Here is a 19,340-nt window from a genome sequence, read left to right on the forward strand (position 1 = left end):
CTTGAAAGGACAACTTGTGAGTGCATTCACGGGCCTCAGCGCCTTCCCGCTCACGCCGCTGATCGACGACAGGATCGACGGACCGGCCTTCGCTCGTCTCGTCGGTCGGCTGGCGGATGCGGGCGTCGACTCGATCACCGCCCTCGGATCCACCGGCTCGTACGCCTACCTGAGCATCGACGAGCGCGCGCTGGCCGCACGAATCGCGGTCGAGAATGCCGGTTCGACGCCGGTGCACATCGGTGTGGGGGCGTTGCGCACCACGGACGTGCTTCGCAACGTCGAGCACGCCCAGCGAGCAGGCGCGGCCGGGCTCCTGCTCGCTCCGATGAGCTATCAACCGCTGACGGACGACGAGGTCTTCGACCTTTTCCGCGCGGTCAACGAAAGCACGGATCTGCCTGTCATCGTCTACGACAATCCCTCCACGACGCACTTCGCCTTCACGACCGAGCTGTACGCACGCATCGCTGAACTTCCGGGAATCGCCTCGATCAAGATCCCTGGTGTTCCCGGCGACGAACTCACCGTGCGTGATCGTGTGGCCGAGATCCGTGCGGCGTTGCCGGCGAATGTGACGATCGGAGTGTCCGGTGATGCATTCGGAGCTGCCGGGCTGATCGCCGGCTGCGATGCCTGGTACTCCGCGATCGCCGGTACGCTCCCGGAGACCGCGCTCCGAATCACGCGAGCGGTGCAGGCCGGTCAGCCGACGGATGCGGTGGCGGAGTCGGAGCGGCTGGATCCGCTCTGGGAGCTGTTCACCGAGTTCGGCGGGAGCCTGCGTGTCATCGTGGCGATCGCCGAACATCTCGGACTGGTGCCGGAGAGGTCGCTGCCGCTGCCTGTCCAAAGTCTCAGTGGGTCGCAGCGATTCCGAGCCATCGCGGTGTTCGACCAGCTCCGCGCGACGCGCGCTGTGCTGGACTGACCCGACGCGCCTCAGCGCCGTCGCCCGGTGGGCCATGGCGTTCGTCACGCATCCGAGAGGTCCAGCTCGTCAGCGATCGCATGCCGCGTCGTCCGCATCGACAAGACTTCGCTCCGGACCGCGGCGCCCTGCATGAACGACGCGACGGCGTCGACGTAGGAGTCCGGCTGCTCGACGTATGCGAAGTGACCGGCCCCGGCGATCGTCCGGACTTTTCCGCCCGTCGATTCGCGGTACGCATCGATCACGTCCGGTGACGCGACGAGGTCGCGCTCGCCGTGCACCAGCATCGACGGCACGGTCACGCGCGCCAGCGCCGGTCGTCGATCGATGTACATGTCGGTGAGGAGGGCGAGGTGCGATGCCCCTCTGGACCAGTCGGCATCCTGCGGCGCTCTCGCCATCATCGTCTCGTATCGCGCCCGTGACGCCGCATCGAAGAGGAACAGATCCAGATAGTCGTTCCCCAGTGGCAGCATCGCTTCCCAGGTGCGGTCGTCGGCCGTGATCCGACGGTCGAGTGAAGCGAGCTGGCGGCACCGCTCCGCCTCCGCGGACATGCCGTGCTCGTCGAGCATCGCGGCGGCTCGGGGCAGCCGGAACCTGTCGGTGCTGTCGGCGTCGAGCGCCGGGCAGTCGAGTATCAGGTTCTCGACCGAATCGGGATGTGCGATGGCGTAATCGAGGGCGTAGGCCCCACCCGCCGAATGACCGATGACGTTCCACCGGTCGATCCCCAGCGCGCGGCGGATCGCCTCGAAGTCGTCGATGAGGAGTTCGATCGTCAGCGGCGGCCGGCCTTTCGCCGTGTCGGACCGGAGCACGCCGCGCTGATCGACTCCCACCACTCTGATCCCGCGAGCGACGAAGCGGTCCGCGACTGCCTCCATGAAGTCCCAGCAGGAATTGCCGGGGCCGCCGTGAGCGAACAGCAGCGTGCGATCGAAGTCCCGTCCCCGGTCATCGATGAAGATTCTGGTCCCATTGATCGCGAGGGTCGAGTCCATGCGGACGACCCTATCCACGTGGTGGCGACCGCAACACCGTGCTTGTACAACTCGACGCGTCCGAACGCGAGTTCGTCGCGACTGTGCCGGGGCGTTCGGGAACGCCATCGGGCGTTGCACGATCGAGATCTCGGGTGACGTCGTAACCGGACGGCGCGCGGATACGATCATCCGCATGACGCGACTGCGGGGGATCGTTCTGGGTATGGCCACGGCGATGCTGGCCGCTTCGCTCGTCGCCTGTGCGCCGACGGATTCGATGACATCCGATCCGACGGCGAGACCGACTGCCTCAGCGCCGCAGACGCCGACAGCACCGACGCCTGCAGCGCCGGAGACGCCCACTCCGGCTTTCGGCGGGAACTGCGATGCGCTGCTCGGCGAATCCGCCGCGACGGAGATCACTGGTACGCCCATGCTCCGCTACCAGGATCACTGGTCGTTGCGAGAGGTCGAGCGTCTTGGCGGGATCGATTGCGCCTGGAGCTCGCAGGATTACGGCGTCGCGGATGTTCAGATACGTGCGCTCCCTGCTGATCTCATCGACGCTGCCGTCATCGCCGACCCCGCGCTGAACGCGTGCCACGGCGAGTGGCGCGTCTGCGTGGCATCGGCGGTGAATGACGGCGTGTGGGTCGCTGTGCAGGTCTCGTCCTCCGCGATCGAACTCGATGACGCTTCGGCTGGAGAGTTGATGACGGCAGTCATCGCGCGCCAGACGGACTTCCCGGCACCTGTACCGGCGAGGGACAAGACGGGGTGGTGGGGCCCCACGGCCTGCGACGATCTCATCGTTGGTCTGGGTGATGTCGGGATCGCTGTCGAGCCCGCAGAACCCGCGGACGTCACCGATGACGTACTGTGGCCGAGTGAGGTCGTGGACGCCATCCGATTCTCAGACTCATGCGAGGTCGTGACGGATATCGCAGCAGTCCGCACGACCGTGCACATCCACATCGGACCAGGTGGCGCCGCGGGCTACCAGGAGGCGCGCGCGCTCGAAGGCTCTGTGGAGGTGCCGCACGCCGGCGATGTCTTCGTCTCGGTCCGAGACCCCTACCCTCTCGACGGAGCGTCAGACTGGCTGGTCGCCAGCGATGGCACGAACTTCGTCGGAGTGGCCGGCGCTGATGATTCGCCGGCGCAGGCGGATCTGCTCTCGGCGCTCCTCGAGGTCCTCACAGCCTGATGTGCGGGATCTCGATCCTCAGAAGGCTGTGAGAGCGTCGGCGAGCATCCGATGCCCCTGCGCTTCGAAGTCCGCGTCGCCGACCTGGAATGCCCAGCAGGCCGTTCCGACCGCCTCTTTGAGCTGGTCCCAACGCCAGTGCTCCGCATCGCGAGGGTCGTCGCCGTAGCCATCGAGGAGCGCGTGCTCGAGGTCCGCTCTTCCCCGCCACTGCTGGGCTGCGAGCCGCGCCAGATCGCTCGACGGCGGCCGGAACGCGAACCGGCCGAAGTCGATGACGCGTACGACGCCGTGATCGATCAACCAATTCCGCGGCTGCCAGTCGCCGTGCGTCGGAACGACCCGAAGCGGACTCGTCGGTGCGTTCTCGAGCGCCCGCCGCGCTGCCTGCTCCTGCGCACCATCGATGCGATGAGGCTGGTCGAGCCACGCGAGAGCGCGCGCTGCCGTGGCGGCCGCGATCTCGGCGTCCCAGCGAGATTCGACATCGTGCAGCCGCCGAAGCAGCGCACCGGCCTGGAGATACGTGTGACGGTCCCACTCCGCGTCCGTCCCTTCGACGAGTTCGCCCGGAAGGTGGTCGAGCACCATCACGCGCAGCGAGCGGTCGGCATCGCGCAGGCGGGCCGCGTGCCCGCTCGCCACCAGCGCTGCGGTGTACATCGGATGCGCTGACAGCTCGCGCGCGATGTGATGGTTCGACGTGCCGCCGGCCTTGACGACGACGTCGCCGTCCGAACTGCTCACGTGCAGAACGGTCGAATCGACGACGCCCCAGGACATGTCGCGCACGAGCTCGGCGTTCCGCAGCCGGGCCACCGCCCACTGCCGCTGCTGCGGCGTCAGGCGAACGTGCCAATCGGTCACAACGCGAACTCCAGCTCGCCCTTCATGATGTCCGCGCGTACGAGGGTCGGCGACACGGAATCGCCGGGCGCTGCTCCGACGGGCACGGGTGCGGACGCGGTCACCGCCGGTTCGGCGATCTGAACCGTCGCCCTGCCACCATCGCGCAGTTCGACCACCGTGGCGTCGATTCGCGAGCCGACGTACGGTGTCATCAATGCCGCCTCGACGCAGTTGATCGTCGCGGAGTTCAGCTTCGATGCGCGCTGCGACGACGCCTGCATGAGTCCCGGCAGCTCCGCAAGCGACTCGCGTGCCCATGCCGGAGGCTCCTGTCCCGAGGCGGCGGCGAGGCAGATCGCGAGCGACCAGCGATCCACGAGACGGCGCAGGGGAGCGGTTGCGTGCGCGTACGGCGCTGCGATCGCGGCCTGGTCGACATCGGGCGGCACGTCCCCGTCGAACACCGCATAGCCCGCCCCGCGGAACAGCATGGCGGCCGCCTCGAGAACGGGCAGCGTCATCGGATCCGCGCGATCCAGCCCGCGCAGGTACTCGCCGTAGGCTCCTGTCGTCCACGGCCGTCCGAGAGCCTCGGTCTGCCGGCGGAACGCTTCGAAGGACTTCTCGTCCGGCTCCGGCATCGTCCGCAGGACGCCGACCTTGGCATCGAGCATGAGGGATGCCGCGGCCATGCCGGTCATCAGCGACAGCTGAGCGTTCCACTCCTCGACGGGCAACGGGCTGCGGCGTACGATCGCATAACTGCCGTCGTCGGCGCGCACGACCTCTTCGTCGGGCAGATTGAGGCTCGCGCCGCCGCGTGCTCGCTCCTGCTCCAGTCGAAGCTCGCCGATCTCGCGCAGCAGCGTCGCGGGCGTCTCCTCGCCGGCGTCCACGGATCGCTGCACAGCCGCGTACTCGAGTTGCTCGCGCGAGCGGATCAGCGCTCTTTCGAGGCGGAAATCCGCAACCTCGCCGTCCGCAGCGAGCCGGAAGGTCCACACCAGTGCGGGCCGCTCGACGCCTGGGAGGAGCGACGCGCGATCCTCACTGAGCGCGCGCGGGTGCAGCGGGATGGACCCGTCAGCCGCGTACAGGGTCTGGCCGCGCTCGCGCGCCGCAGCATCCAGCGCGCCGCCCGGCGCGACGAACGACGGGACGTCGGCGATGGCGTACCGCACGTCGAAGCCGGACCCGGCGCGCGCCAGGTGGAACGCCTGGTCGAGATCCTTCGACCCCGGCGGGTCCAGAGTCGCGAAAGGCACGTCTCGAAGATCGAGCTCGGGGGCGGACGGCGACGCCGATGCCGCTTCCGCCTCGGCCTGGGATGAGAACTCGACCGTCGTGTCCAGGGATGCGCGAAGCGCGGCCAGTGCTTCGGCCAACTCGCTCTGAGCGGCGGACGGAGCGACATGTGCGCGGCGCTGAGGCATGCATCGAGACTATCCAGAGCCGATGACACCAGGGGGCGTTAGCGTGTGATCATGACCGTTGCTGAGAAAGCCCAGACCCTCGTCTCCCTGCATCGCAACCCGGAGATCCTCCGCGTGGTGAACGTCTGGGATGTCGTGTCCGCCCAGACCATCGCCGCACTCCCTGAGACCAAGGCCCTCGCCACCGCGGGGCACTCGATCGCCGCCACCTTCGGATACGCCGACGGCGCCATCCCGCGCGAGATCATGCTCGACATGGTGTCTCGCATCGCCTCCGCCGTCGACGTCCCCGTCTCCGCGGATCTGGATGACGGATACGGCGACGCGGGGGAGACCACCCGTCTCGCGATCGCGGCCGGCGCCGTCGGCGCGAACATCGAGGACCGGCTGAAGCCGCTCGCCGAGTCCGTCGCGGATGTCACGGCGATCATCAAGGCCGGAGAAGCGGAGGGGGTGTCGTTCGCGCTCAACGCCCGCACCGACGCGCTCGTCCGCGGCGGTGACCGTCCGATCCAGGAGAGCATCGCCGATGCGATCGAGCGCGGCCGCGCCTACCTCGACGCCGGCGCGACCACCGTGTTCGTCCCCGGCATCCTGGATGCCGACGTCACCCGCCAGCTCGTCGACGGCATCGGCGACAACCGCGTCAGCGTCATCGGCCTGCCCGGTGCACTCCTCGCCGCCGAGTACGAGGCGCTGGGCGTCGCCCGCATCTCGTACGGCCCCATGACCCAGCGTGTCGCCCTGACGGCACTGCAGGACCTCGCGTCGAGCCTGTACGCAGATGGTGCGATCCCGGCGAGCACCCGCGCACTGAACTGATCGGATCGGACGAGTGGCCGCGCGCCCTAGACTTGTCGCGTGGTCACTCGTCTCTCGAACTTCTTCCTCCGCACGCTCCGTGAAGACCCCTCCGATGCTGAGGTCACCAGCCACCGGCTGCTGGTCCGCGCCGGCTACATCCGGCGTGCCGCGCCTGGCATCTTCACCTGGTTGCCGCTGGGCTTGAAGGTCAAGGCGAAGATCGAGGCCATCGTCCGTGAGGAGATGACGGCATCCGGTGCGCACGAGGTCCATTTCCCCGCGCTTCTTCCGAGAGACCCCTACGAGGCTTCCGGCCGATGGGAGTCATACGGTGACAACATCTTCCGGTTGCAGGACCGCAAGGGAAGCGACTATCTCCTCGCTCCCACCCACGAGGAGATGTTCACCCTGCTCGTGAAGGACCTGTACTCGTCCTATAAGGATCTGCCCCTGACGATCTTTCAGATCCAGGACAAGTACCGCGACGAGGCGCGCCCCCGCGCCGGCCTGCTGCGCGGCCGCGAATTCACGATGAAGGACGCGTACTCGTTCGATTCTTCCGATGCCGGGCTGGAGGTCAGCTACCAGAACCAACGGGATGCCTACGAGCGCATCTTCCAGCGACTCGGCCTCGAGTACGTCATCGTCAACGCCGACAACGGTCTGATGGGCGGCGCGCGGAGCGAGGAGTTCCTGCACCCGACGCCCGTCGGCGAGGACACCTTCGTGCGTTCGGCCGGAGGCTACGCCGCGAACGTCGAGGCATTCACGACGGCCGTGCCCGAGCCGGCCGACTTCTCGGACGCTGAGGCGGCCACCGTCTTCGATTCCCCGAACACGCCGACGATCGAGACGCTCGTGGCGCATTGCAACGCGCACCTCGATGGTGAGTACACCGCGGCGGACACGCTGAAGAACGTCGTCCTTGCGCTCACGCACGCCGACGGTTCGCGGGAGCTCGTCGTCGTCGGCCTCCCCGGCGACCGCGAGATCGACGAGAAGCGCGCCGAGGTGGCGTTCGCGCCCGCCGAGGTGTCGACGGCCACAGAAGACGACTTCGAGAACAACCCCCTCCTCGTCAAGGGCTACATCGGACCGTGGTCACCGACCGGCGCCGTGCTCGGCGAGGAGTCGGCGACCGGCATCCGGTATCTCGTCGACCCCCGCGTCAGCGAGGGCACGAGCTGGATCACCGGTGCGAACATGGACCAGAAGCACGCCCACTCGGTCATTGCCGGCCGCGACTTCTTCGCGGACGGCGTCGTCGAGATCGCGAACGTGCGTGCCGGCGACCCGGCACCCGATGGTTCCGGACCCGTCGAACTCGCGCGCGGTATGGAGATCGGCCACATCTTCCAACTGGGTCGATTCTTCGCGGAGACGCTCGGGCTCAAGGTCCTGGACGAGAACGGCAAGCTCGTGACCGTGACGATGGGTTCCTACGGCATCGGCGTCACACGCATCCTCGCGATCATCGCCGAGCTCAACAACGACGACAAGGGCCTGATCTGGCCGGCATCCGTCGCGCCGTTCGACGTGCACGTGGTCGCGGCCGGCCGTGATCAGGTCGCGTTCGAGGTCGCGGAGCAGGTCGCCGCGCGCCTCGAGGACGCCAGCCTCGATGTCCTCTACGACGACCGGCCCAAGGTCTCACCCGGCGTGAAGTTCGGCGATGCCGAGCTGGTGGGTGTGCCGCGCGTGCTCGTCGTCGGCCGCGGCGCAGCCGACGGGCAGGTCGAGTTGTGGGACCGTCGCACGGGCGAGCGCGACGCGCTGTCGGTGGACGAGGCGATCGCTCGACTCACGGCCTGAGCGGTCTCACCGCGAGTCGGAGGCTGTCGCACCGCCGTCGATCAGGCGCCTGATCTCGGCGGTGAGCAGCTCGGACTGCGCGAGCAGCGCCGCCAGACGTTCGGCTTCGGAACCCGTGTCTTCGCCGTCGGTGCGGGACATCCCGGCGGTGACTGCACCGGATGCGGCGCCGCCGGCGACTCCCGCCGAGGCGGCCCGCGTCCGATCATCGGCGCGATCTGCTTCGTCCGCGCCGGTTTCGCCGGCGCGCGACGAGTTCTCAACCTTTTCCGCAGCCTCCTCCCTCGCGGGGCCGAGGAAGAGGTTCGCCAGGTAGCCGGTGAAGGTCCCGAAGATGCCGACGCCGACGATGATGATGAGCACCCCGAGTACCCGACCGGCCTCGGTGACCGGGTACTGGTCGCCGTAGCCGACCGTCGAGATCGTGACGATCGTGTACCAGAGCGCGTCCGAGGCGGACGTGATGTTCGCGCCCTCGGCATCCTCTTCGATCGCGAGCACCGAGAGGCTCCCGAACTGGAGCACCAGGATGCCCAGCAGCAGCAGCGTCATCAGGGTGCTGTTCGCTCGGTCCTTCACCAGCGTCGTCCAGATCTGCCTCGGGCCGAGGTCGCGCATCAGTCTGAACACGCGCAGGAGTCGGAAGACCCGCAGCACCTTCAGCTCGGGGAACGGCAGGCTCGCCAGCAGATCGGCCCAGCCGAACCCGCGGAAGAAGTATCGCCAGCGCGCGTCGCTCGTCATCATCCGATAGACGAAGTCGATCAGGAAGATCACGCTGATCAGCCCGTTCATGACGGCGAGCACGATCTGCATCGCTGTGTCGCCGTGGAGGGCATAGACGAAGACGAGGTTCAGAATCGACAGCAGCGACAGGATGCCGATGAAGATCTCATAGGCTGGATTCTTCAGTTCCGTGCGCGCCCTGCGCCTGGCACGGATCCTGTCGATGACATCGCCCACAGCGCGCCCCTTCCTCGATGCGGCGTCCGCGCCGCGGTCGGCATCCATTGTGGAGCACGACCGAGGGCGACGTGCGCAGACTCACCCTCCGGGGTGAGCAGCACGGGCGTGCCAGAGTAGAGGCATGGATGAGCTCCGCACCCGGGTAGAGGCGCTGCTGGACGAAGCAGGCATCACCGGCAACCGCACACTGGTCACCCGCATCCTGCTCGCCGGTGTCCAGCTCGGGCAGGATCGCACGGATCGGCTCGACCTGAAGATCGCCTCATCGGCCCTCAGCGAGATGCGCGACGCCTTCCGACTGTTCGCGCCGTACTCCGACGTGCCCAAGGTGACCGTCTTCGGGTCAGCGCGTACGAGGCAGGAGGACCCGCTGTACCGCTCGGCGCGTGACGTCGCCGCCGAGCTGGCGGAACGCGGTTGGATGGTCGTGACCGGCGCGGGCCCCGGCATCATGCAGGCCGCAGCCGAGGGGGCGGGTAAGCAGATGGCTCTCGGCGTCTCGATCCGACTCCCGTTCGAGGAGAAGCCCAACGCCGTCGTCGCCGAAGACGCGCACTCCGTCGAGATGAAGTACTTCTTCACCCGCAAGCTCATGCTGGTGAAGGAATCCAGCGGGTTCATCTGCCTCCCCGGCGGCTTCGGAACCATGGACGAGATGTTCGAGCTGCTGACGCTTCAGCAGACCGGCAAAGCCGAGCCGACGCCGATCGTGCTCCTCGACGCCCCCGGCGGCACGTTCTGGCGCGGTCTCGAGCGATTCGTCGTCGACCAGCTCATCCCTGCGGGCGTCATCTCGCCGCACGACTTCGATCGCGTGCTCGTCACGGACTCCGCAGAGCAGGCCGTCGCCCGGATCACCGGATTCTGGCGCAACTACGATTCGCTTCGCTGGGTGGACGATGTGCTGGTCCTGCGGGTGAAGACGGCGCCGACGGATGCCGAGCTGGAGGCTCTGAACACCGAGTTCGCGCCGTTCGTCGCGTCGGGGCTGATCGAGCGCACGGATCCGCTCCCCGTCGAGGTGAGCGACCGTGATCGCGTCGAGCTCCCGCGTGTCGCGCTGCGCCTCCGGCAGCGAGAAGTCGGCGGGCTCTACCGCTTGATCGACGCGCTCAACGCGCTGGAGTCCGCGGGCTGAGTCACCCGGTCTTCAGCGGTCGTTCACTCGGCGGTCATCCGGTGCGAGCAACGTGGCATCGGCAACACCACCCGACGACAAGGACCGATGATGAGCCTGACCGACATCCCCCGCCGCACCCTGCCGATGGCACCGCATGTGAGCGGGAAGCGCTCTGCGGTGACCTGCGAACTCAAGTGCGCGAACGCCTGCCTCGGCCCGGAGTGCAACACCTCCTCGAACGAGAGCTTCCGGTCGATCGCGTCGACCGTCTTCTCGCGCCGCGCAGTCCTCGGACTCGGCGCGGCGGCGGCCGTCGCCGTCGTCGTGGGAGTCGGGCGAGGCGCACCCACGTCGACGCCGCAGGCCGCAGGCGTCGCCGGCACCGGCGCATCCTTCGGGCGGCCTGCGCGCGGCAGTCTTCCTTTCACGGCGATCGCGCCCGTGCCCGCCGAGGTCGATGCGTTCACGGTTCCGACCGGATACACGTGGGACCCGCTGATCCGCTGGGGGGACCCGCTGTTCTCGCGCACTCCCGCCTTCGATCTGAACGCGCAGACGCCCGAAGCGCAGGCCGAGCAGTTCGGCTACAACTGCGATTACCTCGACATCATCGCCGATCGCAGCGGCAAGACCGGCGTTCTCGTCAACAACCACGAGTACGTCAACCCGGGCATCATGTTCCCCTCCACGACGGACGCCGCCGAGCTCCGCCGTCGCGGTGACATCTACAAGGCAGCCCAGGGTCTCTCGGTCGTCGACATCCGTCGCCGCCGGACCGGCGAGCCGTGGAGCTATGTGGTCGACGGGCGCCGCAACCGCCGCATCACGGTCGAGACCGTCTTCGAACTCACGGGTCCCGCAGCGGGGAGCGACCTGGTCAAGACCGCCGCAGACCCCGAGGGTCGCTGGGTGCACGGCACGCTGGGCAACTGCGCGGGAGGAACGACCCCGTGGGGGACGATCCTGTCGGGCGAGGAGAACTTCAACGGATACTTCGCGTGGGCCGCGAACACGCCGCAGCAGAAGCGCTACAGCGGTTCGAGCACGACGTCGACGTCGACCGGATGGGAGACGTACGACCCGCGCTTCAACGCGCACGACCCCGGCTACGTGAATGAGCCGAACCGCTTCGGCTACATCGTCGAGATCGACCCGCAGGATCCGACGTCCACGCCGCTCAAGCACACCGCGATGGGGCGCTTCAAGCACGAGGGCGCCAACGTGCACGTGGCCGAGGACGGTCGTGTCGTGGCCTACATGGGCGACGACGAGCGCAACGACTACCTGTACAAGTTCGTCTCGAAGAACCGCATCTCCGGCTCGCGCAAGAAGAACCTGCGCCTGCTGAGCGAGGGCGACCTGTACGTCGCGAAGTTCACGGGCGATTCGCCTGCCGCGGAGATCACCGGCACCGGTGCTCTGCCGTCCGACGGCGCGTTCGACGGCAGCGGCCAGTGGATCCCACTCACCCAGGACGGCGCGAGCGTCGTGCCGGGCTTCAGCACGGAAGAGGTGCTCGTCTACACCCGCCTCGCGGCCGACACCGTCGGGGCGACCAAGATGGACCGTCCGGAGGACGTGGAGCCCAACCCGGTCACGGGCAAGGTGTACGTCGCCCTCACGAACAACTCCGCCAGGACCGTCGCCGACGAGGCCAACCCCATCGTCAGGAACCGGTACGGCCACGTGCTGGAGCTCACGGAGACGGCCGGGCAGAGCGGAACGACGTTCGGGTGGAGCGTGCTGCTGCTGTGCGGGGATCCGAACACGTTCGGCAATGCGTACTTCGCCGGATTCCCGAAGGACAAGGTCTCGCCGATCTCCTGCCCTGACAACCTCGCGTTCGACTCGGACGGCGAGCTGTGGATCTCGACCGACGGCCAGCCAGGCACGATCGGCTACGGCGACGGACTTTTCAAGGTTCCGCTGAACGGCGCAGAGCGCGGCCACGTCCAGCAGTTCCTCGCCGTGCCGCGCGACGCAGAGACCTGCGGTCCGGTCATCCACGACAAGGACGGTCTCGTCTTCGTGGCCGTGCAGCATCCGGGCGAGGACGGCACGTTCGAATCGCCGCGGTCGCTGTTCCCGGACTACGGATCCACGGCACCCGGTGACGTCGCGACGGCGCCTCGTCCGTCCGTCGTCCAGGTCTACCGCGGCTGACAGACGCTGCGCGGCGCCCTTCATCCCTGTTCGCGGGGGTGGAGGGCGCCGTCGCGTTTCCTTCGACTCGGTCGAAGTGGCTCGCGTCCGGTATCCTGGTCCGATGCCCGCGGGATGCCCGCGGATAAGAGCTGAATAGGGAGACGCCCATGGATATCGAACTCGGACTGCTGCGCGGGCTCGAGAAGGAGAAGGCGATTCCGTTCGACGAACTCGTCTCGATCATCGAACAGGCCATCCTCACCGCCTACGGCAAGCACATCTCCGAAGACGGGGTCGTCCCCGCCGGTGTGCGCGTCGATCTGGACCGCAAGACCGGCCATGTCGCCGTGATGCAGCCCGTGCTGGATGAATCCGGCGCCGTGATCGGCGAGGAGGACACGACGCCCGATGACTTCGGACGCATCGCTGCCTTCGCCGCCAAGCAGGTCATCAGCCAGCGCTTGCGTGACATCGCCGACGACGCGGTGCTCGGCGAGTTCCGGGGCAAGGAAGGCGACATCGTCGCTGGCGTGATCCAGCAGGGACCGAATCCCCGCATGATCCACGTCGACCTCGGTTCCGTCGAGGCGATCCTGCCGCCCGAGGAGCAGGTCCCCGGCGAGGAGTACTCCCACGGAACCCGACTGCGCGTCTACGTCACGAGCGTGGCGAAGGGGCTCAAGGGTCCCCAGATCACCGTGTCGAGAACGCACCCTGGCCTGGTTCGCAAGCTCTTCGCTCTCGAGGTTCCCGAGATCGCGGCGGGGCTCGTCGAGATCGTGTCGCTTGCGCGCGAGGCGGGACACCGCACGAAGATCGCGGTCACGGCGAACGATCCGGCGATCAACGCCAAGGGCGCGTGCATCGGTGAACTCGGCCGTCGAGTGCGCGCTGTCACGGAAGAGCTGGCAGGGGAGAAGATCGACATCGTCGACTACAACCCGGATCTCGCCACCTTCGTCGCACAGGCGCTGTCGCCGGCGAAGGTCACGAGCGCTTTCGTGCTCGACGCGAACACGAAGGCCGTCCGTGCACTCGTACCCGATTACCAGCTCTCGCTGGCGATCGGCAAGGAAGGCCAGAACGCCCGTCTGGCGGCGAAGCTCACCGGTGCCAAGATCGACATCCAGCCGGACAGCATCCTCGACGAATGATTCCGCGAGCGACGGCCGGTCGACGTCGCTCGGGCATCGGTCCTGAGGTGTAAGATGGAACCTGTACGAACGTGTGTCGGTTGCCGTGCACGTGCCTCCCGGTCAGACCTCCTCAGGGTGGTCGCCCAGGACGGCGCCCTCGTCATCGATGAGCGCGCGGTTCTTCCCGGAAGAGGTTCGTGGGTGCATCCGGATCCGCAGTGCCTGGACAAGGCGCTGCGGCGCCGGGCCTTCGCACGAGCACTCCGTGTCACAGCTCCGCTGGACACGCAGACCATCGAGAAACGGCTGAACGGCTATGGAAACAAAGTGAACGGCTCGAAATGAGACCCGTCCGCGACTAGTGGTCTGCCCTGCCTGGGTGGACCGACCCAGACAGGAGAATTGTGGCTGCCAAACCACGTGTGCACGAGATCGCCGCTGAACTCGGCGTCGACAGCAAGGTCGCACTCGCCAAGCTCAAAGAGCTCGGCGAGTTCGTGAAGAGCCCGTCATCGACCATCGAACCGCCGGTGGCGCGCAAGCTGCGCGCGGCGATCGAGGCCGACGGAGCTGCGAAGCCCGCGGCCAAGACGGAGCCTGCGAAGCCGAAGGCTGCGCCCGCCCCCAAGCCCGGCGCTGCTGCGCCGACCCCCGGTCCCAAGCCGGGTCCGAAGCCGGCCCCCGAGGCGCCGGCTCCCGCAGAGCCTGCGGCACCGGCACCGGCACCCGAGGCCCCTGCCTCAGCCGAGCCCGCTCCCGCACCGGCGGCCCCGAAGGCTGACAAGGCCGCACCCAAGCCCGGTGCTCCGCGTCCGGGCAACAACCCGTTCTCCTCGGCGCAGGGCATGGGGCAGCGCCCCGCAGGTCCCCGTCCGGGCAACAACCCCTTCGCCTCGGCGCAGGGCATGGGCCAGCGTCCGACCCCGGGGAACATCCCGCGGCCGCAGGCGCCGCGTCCCGGTGCTCCGCGTCCTGGTGCTCCTCGTCCCGGTTCCCCCCGCCCCGGCGCTCCGCGCGGTGGTCAGGGTGGTCGCCCCGGTGGCGCTCCGTTCCAGCAGCGGCCTGGCGGTCCCGGTCGTCCGGGCGGCGCAGGCGGCGGCGCGGGTGCCGGTGGTTTCCAGCGTCCGGCCGGCGGCTTCGCCGGTCGCCCCGGCGGTGGCGGTGGTCGCGGTCGCGGCCCCGGTGGTGGTACGGCAGGCGCCTTCGGAAAGGGAGGCGGCAAGAGCAAGCAGCGCAAGTCGCGGCGGGCGAAGCGGCAGGAATTCGAGATGCGGTCGGCGCCGGTCGTCGGCGGCGTCAACGTCTCGAAGGGCAACGGCGAGGTCATTCGCCTTCGCCGTGGCGCATCGATCGCCGACTTCGCGGACAAGCTCGAGGCTCTGCGCGGGTACGTCGTGCAGCCCGGAACGCTCGTCACCATCCTCTTCAACCTGGGCGAGATGGCCACGGCCACCGAGTCGCTGGATGAAGCGACCTTCGAGGTCCTCGGTGAGGAGCTCGGCTACAAGATCCAGATGGTCTCGCCCGAGGACGAGGACAAGGAGCTCCTCGAGGGCTTCGGTCTCGACCTCGAGCAGGAACTGGCCGAAGAGGATGAGTCCGATCTCGAGATCCGTCCTCCTGTGGTCACCGTCATGGGCCACGTCGACCACGGTAAGACCCGACTTCTCGACGCGATCCGTCAGACGAACGTCATCGAGGGCGAGGCCGGCGGCATCACCCAGCACATCGGTGCGTACCAGGTCTGGACCGAGCACGAAGAGATCGAGCGCGCGATCACCTTCATCGACACCCCGGGTCACGAGGCGTTCACCGCCATGCGTGCCCGTGGTGCGCAGGTGACCGACCTGGCGATCCTGGTGGTCGCGGCCGACGACGGCATCATGCCGCAGACGGTCGAGGCGCTCAACCACGCTCAGGCGGCCAACGTGCCGATCGTGGTCGCGGTGAACAAGGTCGACAAGCCCGAGGCCAACCCGGCCAAGGTGCGTCAGCAGCTCACCGAGTACGGTCTGGTCGCAGAGGAGTACGGCGGAGACGTCATGTTCGTGGATGTCTCGGCTCGTGCCGGCACCGGCATCCAGGAGCTCCTGGACGCCGTCCTGCTCACGGCCGACGCGGGGCTGGACCTCACGGCCAACCCGAACAAGGCCGCTCGCGGTGTCGCCATCGAGGCGAAGCTCGACAAGGGCCGCGGTTCGGTCGCGACCGTGCTGATCCAGTCCGGAACGCTCCGGATCGGTGACGCGATCGTCGCGGGCACGGCATACGGCCGCGTCCGTGCGATGGCCGACGAGAACGGCGAGGCCGTCCTCGAGGCGTACCCGTCGCGCCCCGTGCAGGTGCAGGGTCTGAACTCCGTGCCCCGCGCCGGTGACGTCTTCATCGTCACCGAAGAGGACCGCATGGCGCGCCAGATCGCCGAGAAGCGTGAAGCAGTCGAGCGCAACGCTCAGCTGGCCAAGGCCCGCAAGCGCATTTCGCTCGAGGACTTCACCCGTGCTCTCGAAGAGGGCAAGGTCGAGTCGCTCAACCTCATCATCAAGGGTGACGTCTCCGGTGCCGTCGAGGCGCTGGAGGAGTCGCTCCTCAAGATCGAGGTCGACGATTCGGTGCAGCTGCGCATCATCCACCGCGGTGTCGGTGCGATCACCGAGTCCGACGTGAACCTGGCGACGATCGACAACGCGATCATCGTGGGCTTCAACGTCCGTCCGGACACGAAGGCGCGCGAGCGCGCTTCCCGCGAGGGCGTGGACATCCGCTTCTACTCCGTCATCTACAACGCGATCGACGAGATCGAGAGCTCGCTCAAGGGCATGCTCAAGCCGGAGTACGAAGAGGTCCAGTCGGGTGTGGCCGAGATCCGTGAGGTGTTCCGCTCCTCGAAGGTCGGCAACATCGCGGGTGTCATCGTCCGCTCCGGAACGATCACGCGCAACGCCAAGGCGCGCGTCATCCGCGACGGCGTCGTCATCGCCGATGGCCTGGCCATCGAGTCGCTGCGTCGCTTCAAGGACGACGTCACCGAGGTCCGCACCGACTTCGAAGCCGGTATCGGCCTCGGAAAGTACAACGACATCCAGATCGGCGATGAGATCGAGACCATCGAGCTCGTCGAGAAGCCACGTGGCTGATCGAGTCTGATCGTCGGGCGGGGATGCGCAGTGCATCCCCGCCCGACGAGTCTCAACGAGGGAGAAGGAAATGGCTGGAGAACGACAGGCGCGTCTCGCGGATCGCATTCGCGTCATCCTGGCCGAGCGGCTCGACAAGGGCCTGCGCGACCCGCGCCTCGGCTACGTCACCATCACCGATGTCCGCGTCTCGGGTGACCTTCAGCATGCCAGCGTCTTCTACACGGTGCTCGGCACCGAGGAGGAGCGCGTCTCCAGCGCCGCGGCACTGACCTCGGCGACGGGGATGCTGCGATCCGAAGTGGGTCGCCAGCTGAGCACCCGTCTGGTGCCGACGCTCGAGTTCATCCCGGACGCGCTTCCGGAGAACGCCGATCACATCTCGGCACTGCTGCGCGAGGCGCAGCAGCGGGATGCCGAGGTCGCCAGGCTCGCTGCGACGTCGAAGCACGCGGGCGACGCAGACCCGTACCGCACCGACGACGAGGAAGACTGACTTCCTGACCCTCGCGGTACGTTCCGCACGGATCGCACGGTCGTTTGTTAGCCTGTCGTCGATCGGGACCGCCTCCGCGGGATCCGAGAGGGCAGGGTCATGGGCGACACGGGTGCACGGCACGCCGCTGACGCCCGACCCGTCGGCGCACCCGACGCACGCGTCGTCCTCGACGGTGTCAGCGCGCTGCGCGCTCAGGGCCTCGTCGTCGCCCCGCACGTGCTCGCTCGCCTCCATGCGAGAATCGGCACCGCTGACGAACTGGTCCGTCACGTCGTCGGTGCGCTGACCGAGAGCCAGCGGCAGGGGCTGCGTGCGCTGCCCGTTCCGCTGCCGGTGCCCTCGTCCGCGCTCGGCGTGGACGGATCGTCTGCGCTGTCGGACGGTGAGCGGGATGCCCTGATCGTCCTCGCGCTGGGAACGACGGATCGGCTCGATGTGGTCCTGGCGACGACCGGGCTCTCCGCCGAGGATCTGTCGACGGGCGCCGTGGGAGGGTATCTGGACGTGAACGCGGGCCGTGTGACGCTGCGCGAACCGGCGCTGGCCGACTGGCTGGAGGGGAGCGCCTCGCCCGCTGAGAGCGCATCGGCGCACCGGCGCCTCAGTGAGTATCACGCGCAGGAGGGCGATGCGGTGCGCGCCGCATGGCATGTGGCGCGTGGCGCGACGGCGAAGACTCCGGCGGTCGCCGAGCAGCTTCTGCCTGCGGCACGCGGACTGGCGGAAGCGGGCCAGTCGCTGATCGCATTCCACATCGCCGTCGAGGTCTTCGATCATGTCGATGGAGAGGATGCGGATGAAGCACGGCAGATCGCCGGCAACGCAGCCCTGTGCGCCGGGTTGCTGGCGGACGCCGTCGCCTGGTTGGGGACCCTGTTCCCCGGCGGTTCGCCCGCGTACCGCTCGCGGGCGCTCGCACCGCTCGTGATCGCCGAGACCGCGCTTCGCGGAACGCTCCCGATCGCGGATGCCGCGGCGCTCCGCCCGGATGACGCCGAGGGCAGGTACGCCTGGCACGGCTGGGCTCGCGCGGCGGGGATGGCGGCGATGCTGTCCGCCGAACGCGGAGCGGACGGTGCCATGCGGATGTGGCTGTCCGAAGTCCGCGATGCGGATGTGCGGGCGGGAGCGGATGGTGCGATCCGCGGCCCGGCAGTGGCGCTCTGCTGGCTGCTCAGCGGTGACGAGGCGGATCCCCCGCTCGAACAGGGCCCTCTGTCGTACGGCGTGGTCACCGCTGTGCGCCTCGCCCTCGCCGGAGACATCGACCAGGGCCTCGGCATCCTTGCCAGGCACGAGGCGGGTATCGTCGACGAACCCGACGCGTTCCTGCAGGGCTTCGAGCGCACACCGCTCGCCTCCGCGTACCGAGCCGTGATCGAGGTGCTCCTTCGCTTCTGGCAGGGTGACATCGCGACCGCACGCTCACGGATGCAGGAGGCGATGGTCAGCCACCCCATCGGCTTGCCGTTCGCCGGTCTCGGCGCCGTCCTGGCGCGGCGGCTGGATCTTGCAGTGCTGGGCGAGGTCGGCCCAGTGGTGCGCAGCCTCACCGAAGCGCTGCCCAACGGCATCCGGCCCGATCTCCTCGTCGACCGTGCGCTCCAGGCCTACCTCGCCGGTGCCGTGCAGGACGCGGGTGTGCAGCTGCGCATCTGGCACGACCGCGGGGGACCGAGCCCTGCGCTGGCGGTTCCCGGTCTCGAGGAGCTCGGCCCCCACATCGCTTCGGATGCCGTGGAGCCGGCCGACCAGAAGCTGTCGCTGGAGCTGTACCTGCGGATCCGGACGGCGGCGCAGGGGGCGTGGCAACGCGAGTACCCGGACATCGCGGAGCGTGCGCGCTCGGTGCGTTCCCCGTTCGAGCGCGGTCGCGTGGAGGCGCTGCTCGGAACGACCTGCGTGATCCGCGACGACCGTGCGGCCGGGCGGCATCATCTGCTCGCGGCGCACAGCCTGTTCTCGGACGCCGGTGCGGATGCCTGGCGGGACAGCGTCGAGCGCAAGCTCGCCAAGCTCGGAGAGCAGATCGAACGCCTCGCGGGCCTGGACACGGTGCCGATCAACGTCTCGGTCCTGGATCCGATGGCCGCGTGCCGCGCAGCCTGGGCGCCGTTGCTGACCGAGCGGGAACTCCAGGTGGCGATGCTCGTCGTCGACGGCATCCCCAATCGGGAGATCGCGGATCGGCTGAGTCTGTCGGTCCGCACGGTCGAGGTCCATGTCGGGCGGGTTTTCGCGAAGCTCGACACACGCAGCAGGGTCGAGCTCACGGTGCTCGCGCATCGCACGAACCTGCACGTCTGAGACGC

15 protein-coding genes are annotated in these 19,340 nt (G+C 68.2%); 11 read left to right on the forward strand and 4 right to left on the reverse strand.

Annotation, left to right across the window (positions count from 1 at the left end; all coding sequences use genetic code 11):
- The first annotated feature begins 16 nt into the window (after positions 1 to 16).
- On the forward strand, positions 17 to 931 hold the full coding sequence (locus tag ACFCYE_RS06585) for a dihydrodipicolinate synthase family protein (protein WP_376177392.1): 915 nt from the start codon (positions 17 to 19) through the stop codon (positions 929 to 931).
- A gap of 44 nt (positions 932 to 975) precedes the next feature.
- Here ACFCYE_RS06585 and ACFCYE_RS06590 read toward each other — a convergent pair whose 3' ends face one another.
- A complete protein-coding gene (locus tag ACFCYE_RS06590) occupies positions 976 to 1,938 on the reverse strand; it encodes an alpha/beta fold hydrolase (RefSeq protein WP_376177394.1) in 963 nt (320 codons plus the stop codon).
- Positions 1,939 to 2,113: 175 nt separating this feature from the next.
- On the opposite strand from ACFCYE_RS06590, the gene ACFCYE_RS06595 reads away from it, so the two are divergent.
- Positions 2,114 to 3,127, forward strand: a complete 1,014-nt coding sequence (locus tag ACFCYE_RS06595; RefSeq protein WP_376177396.1) for a hypothetical protein — start codon at positions 2,114 to 2,116, stop codon at positions 3,125 to 3,127.
- 18 nt (positions 3,128 to 3,145) lie between these two features.
- Here ACFCYE_RS06595 and ACFCYE_RS06600 read toward each other — a convergent pair whose 3' ends face one another.
- On the reverse strand, positions 3,146 to 3,994 hold the full coding sequence (locus tag ACFCYE_RS06600; protein ID WP_376177397.1) for a phosphotransferase family protein: 849 nt from the start codon (positions 3,992 to 3,994) through the stop codon (positions 3,146 to 3,148).
- Positions 3,991 to 5,409: an RNB domain-containing ribonuclease gene (locus tag ACFCYE_RS06605; protein ID WP_376177398.1), complete on the reverse strand. Its 1,419-nt coding sequence runs from the start codon at positions 5,407 to 5,409 to the stop codon at positions 3,991 to 3,993. The genes ACFCYE_RS06600 and ACFCYE_RS06605 overlap by 4 nt, the downstream gene beginning before the upstream one ends.
- A 51-nt stretch (positions 5,410 to 5,460) precedes the next feature.
- Between ACFCYE_RS06605 and ACFCYE_RS06610 the strand changes: the two genes are divergently transcribed.
- Both ACFCYE_RS06610 and ACFCYE_RS06615 read left to right on the forward strand, forming a co-directional pair.
- The gene (locus ACFCYE_RS06610) at positions 5,461 to 6,231 is read left to right on the forward strand and encodes an isocitrate lyase/phosphoenolpyruvate mutase family protein (RefSeq protein ID WP_376177399.1); all 771 of its coding nucleotides are present in this window, start codon (positions 5,461 to 5,463) and stop codon (positions 6,229 to 6,231) included.
- A gap of 39 nt (positions 6,232 to 6,270) precedes the next feature.
- Positions 6,271 to 8,025, forward strand: coding sequence for a proline--tRNA ligase (locus tag ACFCYE_RS06615; protein WP_376177401.1), 1,755 nt, complete (start codon positions 6,271 to 6,273; stop codon positions 8,023 to 8,025).
- A gap of 6 nt (positions 8,026 to 8,031) precedes the next feature.
- Here the strand turns inward: ACFCYE_RS06615 and ACFCYE_RS06620 are convergent, their stop codons facing one another.
- Positions 8,032 to 8,988 (reverse strand): potassium channel family protein, encoded by a 957-nt coding sequence (locus tag ACFCYE_RS06620; protein ID WP_376177402.1) that lies wholly within the window; start codon positions 8,986 to 8,988, stop codon positions 8,032 to 8,034.
- A gap of 124 nt (positions 8,989 to 9,112) precedes the next feature.
- Between ACFCYE_RS06620 and ACFCYE_RS06625 the strand changes: the two genes are divergently transcribed.
- From ACFCYE_RS06625 to ACFCYE_RS06655, 7 genes are all read left to right on the forward strand, one after another.
- On the forward strand, positions 9,113 to 10,129 hold the full coding sequence (locus ACFCYE_RS06625) for a TIGR00730 family Rossman fold protein (RefSeq protein WP_376177403.1): 1,017 nt from the start codon (positions 9,113 to 9,115) through the stop codon (positions 10,127 to 10,129).
- A 90-nt stretch (positions 10,130 to 10,219) separates the two neighbouring features.
- Entirely contained in the window at positions 10,220 to 12,274 is a 2,055-nt protein-coding gene (locus ACFCYE_RS06630; RefSeq protein WP_376177404.1) for a PhoX family phosphatase, read from the forward strand.
- Between the two features lie 149 nt (positions 12,275 to 12,423).
- Complete coding sequence (gene nusA / locus ACFCYE_RS06635; RefSeq protein ID WP_376177406.1) at positions 12,424 to 13,410, forward strand: transcription termination factor NusA; 987 nt, start codon at positions 12,424 to 12,426, stop codon at positions 13,408 to 13,410.
- A gap of 54 nt (positions 13,411 to 13,464) precedes the next feature.
- Complete coding sequence (locus tag ACFCYE_RS06640; RefSeq protein ID WP_376177408.1) at positions 13,465 to 13,737, forward strand: YlxR family protein; 273 nt, start codon at positions 13,465 to 13,467, stop codon at positions 13,735 to 13,737.
- Positions 13,738 to 13,796: 59 nt separating this feature from the next.
- Entirely contained in the window at positions 13,797 to 16,529 is a 2,733-nt protein-coding gene (gene infB / locus ACFCYE_RS06645; protein WP_376177410.1) for a translation initiation factor IF-2, read from the forward strand.
- 70 nt (positions 16,530 to 16,599) lie between these two features.
- Positions 16,600 to 17,025, forward strand: coding sequence for a 30S ribosome-binding factor RbfA (gene rbfA / locus ACFCYE_RS06650; protein ID WP_376177412.1), 426 nt, complete (start codon positions 16,600 to 16,602; stop codon positions 17,023 to 17,025).
- Positions 17,026 to 17,124: 99 nt separating this feature from the next.
- A complete protein-coding gene (locus ACFCYE_RS06655) occupies positions 17,125 to 19,335 on the forward strand; it encodes a LuxR C-terminal-related transcriptional regulator (protein ID WP_376177414.1) in 2,211 nt (736 codons plus the stop codon).
- The last annotated feature ends 5 nt before the right edge of the window (positions 19,336 to 19,340 follow it).

The organism is Microbacterium sp. NPDC056234, assembly GCF_042267585.1.
Lineage (GTDB): Bacteria > Actinomycetota > Actinomycetes > Actinomycetales > Microbacteriaceae > Microbacterium.